A 7664-nucleotide genomic window follows, 5' to 3' on the forward strand; every position below is an offset into this window, starting at 1 on the left:
AAAATCCCGTGGCTGGAAGAGAATATCCATTGGAGAGAACCAGAAATATCGGAATTATGGCTCATATCGATGCTGGTAAGACCACACTGACTGAGCGTATTCTGTATTACACTGGTGTAAACTATAAGATTGGTGATACTCATGAAGGTACTGCTACCATGGACTGGATGGAGCAGGAGCAGGAGCGTGGTATCACCATCACTTCCGCTGCTACAACCTGTCACTGGACGCTGCAGGAGCACTGCAAGCCGAAGCCGGGCGCATTAGAGAACCGTATCAATATCATTGATACCCCGGGCCACGTAGACTTTACGGTTGAGGTAGAGCGTTCCCTTCGTGTACTGGACGGCGCTGTCGGCGTGTTCTGTGCAAAGGGTGGTGTAGAGCCGCAGTCTGAGAACGTATGGCGTCAGGCTGATACCTACAATGTTCCCCGTATGGCATTCATCAACAAGATGGATATCCTGGGAGCAGATTTCTACAATGCAGTAGATATGATTAAGACAAGACTTGGCAAGAATGCTATCTGTCTGCAGCTTCCGATTGGTAAGGAAGACGAGTTCAAGGGAATCATCGACTTGTTCGAGATGCAGGCCTACATCTACAACGATGAGAAGGGTGAGGACATCTCCATCACAGAGATTCCGGAGGACATGAAGGACGAAGCAGAGCTCTATCACCAGGAGCTGATCGAGAAGATCTGCGAGCTGGATGACGACCTGATGATGCAGTACCTTGAGGACGAGGGAGCATCTATCCCGGTTGAGGATCTGAAGAGAGTTCTTCGTAAAGCAACCTGTGAGTGTACAGCTGTTCCGGTTTGCTGCGGTACCGCATACAGAAATAAGGGTGTTCAGAAGCTTCTGGACGCTATTATCGAGTACATGCCGGCTCCGACAGATATCCCGTCTATCAAGGGAACCGATATGGATGGCAACGAAGTAGAGCGTCACTCCTCTGATGACGAGCCGTTCGCTGCGCTTGCATTCAAGATCATGGCTGACCCGTTCGTAGGAAAGCTTGCATTCTTCCGTGTATACTCAGGAACCATGAATTCCGGTTCTTATGTATATAACTCTACAAAGCAGAAGAAGGAGCGTGTAGGACGTATCCTTCAGATGCACGCAAACAAGAGAGCAGAGCTGGACAAGGTATATTCCGGTGATATCGCTGCAGCAGTTGGATTCAAGTTCACCACAACCGGTGATACCATCTGTGACGAGCAGCATCCGGTAATCCTGGAGTCCATGGAGTTCCCGGAGCCGGTTATCGAGTTGGCTATCGAGCCGAAGACCAAGGCTGGTCAGGGCAAGATGGGCGAGGCTCTTGCAAAGCTGGCAGAAGAGGACCCGACCTTCCGTGCGCATACCGATCAGGAGACTGGTCAGACTATCATCGCCGGAATGGGAGAGCTGCATCTGGAAATCATCGTAGACCGTCTGCTGCGTGAGTTCAAGGTAGAGGCTAACGTAGGCGCACCGCAGGTAGCTTACAAGGAGACCTTCACCAAGGCTGTTGACGTAGACAGCAAGTACGCTAAGCAGTCCGGTGGACGTGGACAGTACGGACACTGTAAGGTTCGCTTTGAGCCGATGGATGCCAACGGAGAAGAGCTGTTCAAGTTCGAGTCTCAGGTTGTCGGTGGTGCGATTCCGAAGGAGTACATCCCGGCAGTCGGCGAAGGTATCGAAGAGGCAGCACAGTCCGGTATTCTGGGAGGCTTCCCGGTACTGGGTGTTCACGCCGTAGTATACGATGGATCTTATCATGAGGTCGACTCCAGTGAGATGGCATTCCATATCGCTGGTTCCATGGCTTTCAAGGAGGCTATGCAGAAGGGTAATCCGGTACTGCTTGAGCCGATTATGAAGGTTGAGGTTACTACTCCGGAGGAGTACATGGGCGATGTTATCGGTGATATCAACAGCCGTCGTGGACGTATCGAGGGTATGGATGATATCGGCGGCGGTAAGATGATCCGCGGATATGTACCGCTTGCAGAGATGTTCGGTTACTCCACAGACCTGCGTTCCAAGACTCAGGGTCGTGGTAACTACTCCATGTTCTTCGAGAAGTACGAGCAGGTACCGAAGAATATCCAGGAGAAAGTACTCGCTGCTAAGAAATAATTATAAAAATAACTGCAATCCGGTATTATTAGCCGGATTGCGGTAAAGAAATAAGCAAAATTCCTAAATTTTGCTTGAAAAATAAGGCTCTATGAAATATAATCAGAAGTAGCCGAGTTTTAATATCGAAACAGGAAAAAATCAACTTTTACCCTCAGGGTGAATGAATTCAAGGAGGACAATCAAAATGGCTAAAGCTAAATTTGACAGAACAAAACCGCATTGTAATATCGGTACCATCGGTCACGTAGACCATGGTAAAACTACTCTGACTGCAGCTATCACAAAGGTTCTGGCAGCTCGTGTTGCTGGTAACACAGCTACAGACTTCGAGAACATCGACAAGGCTCCGGAAGAGAGAGAGCGTGGAATCACCATCTCTACTGCACACGTTGAGTATGAGACAGAGAAGAGACACTATGCACACGTTGACTGCCCGGGCCATGCTGACTATGTAAAGAACATGATCACTGGTGCAGCACAGATGGACGGCGCTATCCTGGTAGTAGCAGCTACCGATGGTGTTATGGCTCAGACTAAGGAGCACATCCTTCTGTCCCGTCAGGTAGGCGTTCCCTACATCGTAGTATTCATGAACAAGTGCGACATGGTAGACGATGAGGAGCTGCTTGAGCTGGTAGACATGGAGATCCGTGAGCTGCTGAACGAGTACGAGTTCCCGGGAGATGACACTCCGATCATCCAGGGTTCCGCTCTGAAGGCTCTTGAGGATCCGATGGGACCGTGGGGAGATAAGGTTATGGAGCTGATGGATGCAGTTGATAGCTGGATTCCGGATCCGAAGCGTGCTACAGACCAGCCGTTCCTGATGCCGGTCGAGGACGTATTCACCATCACAGGTCGTGGTACTGTTGCTACCGGCCGTGTTGAGCGTGGTGTTCTGCATCTGAATGAGGAAGTTGAGATCGTTGGTATTAAGGAAGAGACTCGTAAGACCGTTGTAACCGGTATCGAGATGTTCCGTAAGCTGCTTGACGAGGCTCAGGCTGGTGACAACATCGGAGCTCTGCTTCGTGGTGTTCAGAGAACCGAGATCGAAAGAGGTCAGGTTATCGTTAAGCCGGGCAGCATCACCTGCCATACAAAGTTCACCGCTCAGGTTTACGTTCTGACAAAGGACGAGGGTGGCCGTCATACACCGTTCTTCAACAACTACAGACCGCAGTTCTACTTCCGTACAACTGACGTTACTGGCGTTTGCAACCTGCCGGCTGGTACAGAGATGTGCATGCCTGGTGACAACGTAGAGATGACCATCGAGCTGATCCACCCGATCGCTATGGAGCAGGGTCTTACATTCGCTATCCGTGAGGGTGGCCGTACAGTAGGATCTGGACGTGTTGCTACAATCGTCGAGTAATCACTATTTATGCAGTAAAATCAAGGCTTCTGGGGAATTCCCCGGAAGCCTTTTTTCGGTTACAAATGTGTAATTTTCTTGTCGTGGTTCTAGTTTGGTTCTAAAAATTCGTACTTTCTATTTTCAATGGATGTAATCTTCTATCGGAACATTGAATAATCGCAGGGTATCTTCCAGCCACATCTCATATTCTTCCTTATCCAAGAGGCCATCCGCAAGCTGCTGGTTGACTTTGTTCCAGTCAGGAATAAAGGTGGCGATCTGGGCGTTGGGAATGTCCAGAGCCAGGTGCGCCATGAGCTGGTTATCTTTCTGAGAGTAAGTCGTATTTCCTTTTATATGTAAGCCTCTGCGATCCAGGTCAATCAGAATAGCAAGAAAATCGGCAAAGGTTCGGACAGGCACAGTTCTGGGAGTAGAAATCTTTACACCCAACAGCTCATTCATCGAGATTTTCAATATATCACAAAACTTCTGTATCGTTTCCACAGGCGGCTCACTGTAGCCATTTTCATAATTGGAATATGAGGAATTGGTCAGCTCTAGCCGGGTGGCCATTTCTCGCTGGTTGATTCCGGCGTTCATCCGGGCCTGTTTCATTTTCTTTCCTACTTCTAAATATTCTCCTAAACGCATGATTTTACCCTCCTTGATACTAATTTAGCACAATAAGATACAGAAATCAATGTAAAAGATACAAGAATTTTAATAAATCATGTTGACAAATCAAAAATCTTGTATTAAATTAGAAATACAAGAAATTATGTAACAATACAAGGGATAAAAGAGGAGGAGTGAATTATGAGGACAAACTATATGATGACCGCGGACGAAGTAGCTGCGGAACTGGGGATTTCCAAGGGTCATGCTTATAAAATGATCCGGCAGATGAACGAGGAACTGGAAAAAGCCGGGTTCATCGTTGTAGCAGGTAAGATTCCGAGGGCTTTTTGGGAAAAGAAGTTTTTCGGATATCAGACGTCAGCGTAAGGAGGGATGGATATGCCAGCATATAAGGATGAAAAGCAAAATACCTGGTACTGTCTGTTTTATTACAGAGATTGGCAGGGAAACAAGAAGAAAAAGCAAAAAAGGGGGTTCCGAACAAAGAAAGAGGCTCTTGAGTGGGAAAACAACTATAAGTTAATGGCCAATGCAAACATGGATATGACGATGGGAGCGTTCGTGGAGATTTATTTCCGAGATAAAAAGGGAGAATTGAAAGAGAGGTCAGTAAAAAATAAACGATATATGATAGAAGCGCATATTCTTCCGTATTTTAAGGACAGACCCATGAACAGCATTACCCCGTCAGATATTATCCAATGGCAGAATGAAATGAGGACAAAGGGATTTGCCCAGACCTATCTCCGTATGATACAGAATCAGATCACAGCGCTGTTCAATCATGCGAGCAATATTTACGGCCTGGGGAACAATCCCTGTAAGAAGGTAAAGAAAATGGGAAAGGCGGACGCGGACAAATTGGATTTTTGGACAAAAGATGAATACGACAAATTTATCAGCGGAATGGAGGAAGGGGACAGATATTACACGATTTTCGAGGTACTGTTCTGGACAGGCTGCCGGGAGGGAGATGATGATGATAAAATAAGACTAAATCAACGGAAACCCAGTAAATACAAGGGGTTGAGGCGATTTGGTCCTGAAAAAAACTTGCAACGAATCAACAAATTTATGAAGGAAAGGCCTATCTTTTATAAAAACCTTATTCAGATGAAAGAAAATATTCGCTTTTATCTGAGATGCTTTTACTGTATCACGAAAGTGATGATATTACAATTTAATAGCGAAAACAGGACCGAATTAGCTCGTAATGGATGAAAATCTGTTTAGCTGATTCGGTCATTTTTATTGATTGAAAGGTGATGAAAAAATGGCTAGAATTATTTCTATTGTAAACCAAAAAGGGGGAACTGGAAAGTCCGCATGTACAGCTAATTTAGCAGTAGGATTAGCACAAAAAAATATGAAAGTGTTAATCGTTGATGCCGATCCACAGTCTGATGTATCCGCAGGATTTGGATATCGTGATTGTGATGACAGTAATGAAACACTTACAGTTCTTATGGATGCAGTAATGAAAGATGAAGATATTCCTTCCGACTGTTATATCAGACATCAGGCAGAGGGGATAGACATTATCTGTTCTAACATTGGACTGGCAGGTACGGAAGTACAGTTGGTAAATGCAATGAGCAGGGAATATGTATTGAAACAGATTTTATATGGTATCAAGGATCAATATGATGCAGTCATCATAGATTGTATGCCATCATTGGGAATGATTACGATTAATGCGCTGGCTGCATCGGATGAAGTTCTCATTCCGGTTGAAGCGTCCTACCTACCAATCAAAGGATTGCAGCAACTGTTAAAAACAATCGGCAAGGTCCGTAAGCAGATCAATCCGAAGCTGCAAGTAGGAGGTATTTTGTTTACGATGGTCGATGCTCATACGAATGATGCCAGAAATAATATGGAGCTTCTCAGAAATGCATATGGAAGTCAAATCCATATCTTTGATAATTATATTCCATTTTCTGTAAGAATGAAGGAAGCAGTCAGAGAAGGACAGAGTATTTTCTCTTATGATCCGAAAAGCAAAGCTACAGAGGCTTATCGGAGAGTGACGGAGGAGGTGCTAGAAGATGCCATCTAAAAAAAGAGCAACTCCCGTTTCCTTACAGCCGCTTGATGCATTGTTTGGAACAAACGAAGAGTCAATCAATGGAATTAGTGAGATAGCAATCGGAAGTCTTCATCCATTTCCGAATCATCCATTTCAAGTAAGAGATGATAAGAAAATGGAAGAATTATCAGAAAGTATTATACAATACGGCGTATTGGTTCCTGGCATTGTGCGGTTGAGAGAGTCTGGGGGTTATGAGTTGGTAGCAGGTCATCGGCGAAAACGAGCATGTGAACTTGCAGGATTAGAGAAAATGCCGGTTATCATCAAAGATCTTACGGATGATGAATCAACGGTGATTATGGTAGATTCCAATATTCAAAGAGAAGAACTCTTAATCAGTGAAAAAGCTTTTGCTTATAAAATGAAATATGAGGCATTGAAACGACAGGGTAAGAGATCCGATTTAACTTCTTGCCAAGTTGGCAAGAAGTTGGCGGCAGAGGAAGTCAGTCAGAATACTGAAGATAGTTCCAGACAAATATTAAGATATATTCATTTGACATTGTTACTTCCCGAACTGTTGGAAATGGCAGATGATAAGAAACTTCCTTTTAACACGGCTGTTGAAATTTCATATTTGAGAAATGAAGAACAACAGGTGTTACTTCAGTATATGAGTAATCACAATATGGTACCGTCCATGAAGCAGGCAAAGGAATTGAAACAGATTTCAAAAGAACGGATGTTGACGTATTCAGAGATTGACCAGATTTGCATGAATGAAAGTACTGAAAAAGTTCAAGTGCAGATTCCGGCGAAAAAGTTGAAACAATATTTTCCAGAGACATATACAAAGACTCAGATGGAAGAAATTATATTTATGCTTCTGGCATCGTGGGCAGAAAGAGAGGGTGAAGAATGAGCAATGAAGATATGGCAAGTAGAATACAAGTCTATAGGAAAAAGATAGAAAAGATACGTGTTAAACAGATGAAAAGAGAGAAGTTTAAACATTTGTTGAAAACATTAAGATTATCAGCAGGAAGAAAGTGAAAGTATGGCTTTAAAAAATGTACGAAGATATGATGCGAACGGAAGGGAGCTTACGGAGAAAGATCTGGAAACCTTTCGATTGGATTCTCCTGTGGTTAGAGAAATATTGGCAAACCTCAATCGGGAGGTGACGGAAGGAATCAGACAGAAGGAGAAAAAAGGTGACGATTGAAGATGTAATTAAAAAATCAATTCTGCCGCTGGCATTTATGGTATTCTGGTTTTGGATGACAAAAACAATTATGAAAGTCAGCGGTCAGACAGATTGGTTCTGGTGGATATTTATTGCCGGATTACCATTTGGAATACATAAAATGCGGCTGATTCTAATCCCAAGGGGAATGGATACCACAGCAACACTTCTGATTATCCATTTTAGGGAGCTTCGCCCCGCCCAGCAGAGAGCGCATTTCCGCTTGTGCAGCCCGGTACAGTTCAAGGTCGG

10 protein-coding genes are annotated in these 7664 nt (G+C 44.5%); 9 read left to right on the plus strand and 1 reads right to left on the minus strand.

Annotation, left to right across the window (positions count from 1 at the left end; genetic code table 11):
* The first annotated feature begins 8 nt into the window (after positions 1 to 8).
* Both fusA and tuf read left to right on the plus strand, forming a co-directional pair.
* The gene (gene fusA, locus ACESZP_RS08325; protein WP_499708745.1) at positions 9 to 2129 is read left to right on the plus strand and encodes an elongation factor G; all 2121 of its coding nucleotides are present in this window, start codon (positions 9 to 11) and stop codon (positions 2127 to 2129) included.
* 187 nt (positions 2130 to 2316) lie between these two features.
* A complete protein-coding gene (gene tuf / locus ACESZP_RS08330) occupies positions 2317 to 3510 on the plus strand; it encodes an elongation factor Tu (RefSeq protein ID WP_158363528.1) in 1194 nt (397 codons plus the stop codon).
* A gap of 123 nt (positions 3511 to 3633) precedes the next feature.
* Here tuf and ACESZP_RS08335 read toward each other — a convergent pair whose 3' ends face one another.
* Entirely contained in the window at positions 3634 to 4146 is a 513-nt protein-coding gene (locus tag ACESZP_RS08335; RefSeq protein WP_186873815.1) for a helix-turn-helix domain-containing protein, read from the minus strand.
* A 165-nt stretch (positions 4147 to 4311) separates the two neighbouring features.
* Here ACESZP_RS08335 and ACESZP_RS08340 point away from each other — a divergent pair, with 165 nt between their 5' ends.
* From ACESZP_RS08340 to ACESZP_RS08370, 7 genes are all read left to right on the plus strand, one after another.
* Entirely contained in the window at positions 4312 to 4500 is a 189-nt protein-coding gene (locus tag ACESZP_RS08340) for a helix-turn-helix domain-containing protein (RefSeq protein ID WP_499708746.1), read from the plus strand.
* Between the two features lie 12 nt (positions 4501 to 4512).
* Positions 4513 to 5355 (plus strand): site-specific integrase, encoded by an 843-nt coding sequence (locus tag ACESZP_RS08345; protein ID WP_499708747.1) that lies wholly within the window; start codon positions 4513 to 4515, stop codon positions 5353 to 5355.
* Positions 5356 to 5407: 52 nt separating this feature from the next.
* Positions 5408 to 6193 carry a ParA family protein gene (locus tag ACESZP_RS08350; RefSeq protein ID WP_027090283.1) on the plus strand — a complete coding sequence of 262 codons (786 nt, stop codon included), beginning with the start codon at positions 5408 to 5410 and terminating at the stop codon, positions 6191 to 6193.
* A complete protein-coding gene (locus ACESZP_RS08355; protein ID WP_027090284.1) occupies positions 6183 to 7088 on the plus strand; it encodes a ParB/RepB/Spo0J family partition protein in 906 nt (301 codons plus the stop codon). The genes ACESZP_RS08350 and ACESZP_RS08355 overlap by 11 nt, the downstream gene beginning before the upstream one ends.
* Positions 7085 to 7219, plus strand: a complete 135-nt coding sequence (locus ACESZP_RS08360; RefSeq protein WP_255633202.1) for a hypothetical protein — start codon at positions 7085 to 7087, stop codon at positions 7217 to 7219. The genes ACESZP_RS08355 and ACESZP_RS08360 overlap by 4 nt, the downstream gene beginning before the upstream one ends.
* Positions 7220 to 7223: 4 nt before the next feature.
* A complete protein-coding gene (locus ACESZP_RS08365) occupies positions 7224 to 7391 on the plus strand; it encodes a hypothetical protein (protein ID WP_173681429.1) in 168 nt (55 codons plus the stop codon).
* The coding region (locus ACESZP_RS08370; RefSeq protein ID WP_499708748.1) for a DUF6050 family protein at positions 7381 to 7664 on the plus strand (284 nt) is incomplete at its 3' end. The genes ACESZP_RS08365 and ACESZP_RS08370, both read left to right, overlap by 11 nt.

Source organism: Candidatus Dorea massiliensis AP6 (assembly GCF_964245105.1).
GTDB classification, from domain to species: Bacteria; Bacillota; Clostridia; order Lachnospirales; family Lachnospiraceae; genus Laedolimicola; species Laedolimicola intestinihominis.